The following is a 328-nucleotide window of genomic DNA, read 5'->3' as shown; positions in this document are numbered from 1 at the left end:
GATCGTGGTCTCGGGTGGTCGTGGGGTCAATGGTGCGGAGAACTTCGGGTTGATCGAGGCGTTGGCGGACGCGCTGGGTGGGGCGGTGGGTGCTTCGCGTGCGGCGGTGGACGCGGGCTGGTATCCGCATGCGCATCAGGTGGGGCAGACGGGTAAGACGGTTTCGCCGCAGTTGTACATCGCTTCGGGGATCTCGGGGGCGATTCAGCACCGGGCGGGGATGCAGACGTCGAAGACGATCGTGGCGATCAACAAGGACGAGGAGGCCCCGATCTTCGAACTCGTCGACTACGGCGTGGTCGGGGACCTGTTCAACGTCGTCCCCCAG

General features: G+C 65.5%; 1 protein-coding gene. It reads left to right on the top strand.

Going from position 1 to position 328, the window contains the following annotated elements:
- Positions 1 to 328, top strand: a 328-nt coding sequence (locus IF99_RS0130415; RefSeq protein WP_037828383.1) for an electron transfer flavoprotein subunit alpha/FixB family protein, incomplete at both ends; no start/stop codon positions are given.

The organism is Streptomyces sp. NRRL F-5630 (assembly GCF_000719475.1).
Lineage (GTDB): Bacteria > Actinomycetota > Actinomycetes > Streptomycetales > Streptomycetaceae > Streptomyces.
The sequence above is the reverse complement of the archived record's forward strand: the minus strand, read 5'-3'. Positions and strand labels throughout refer to the sequence as shown.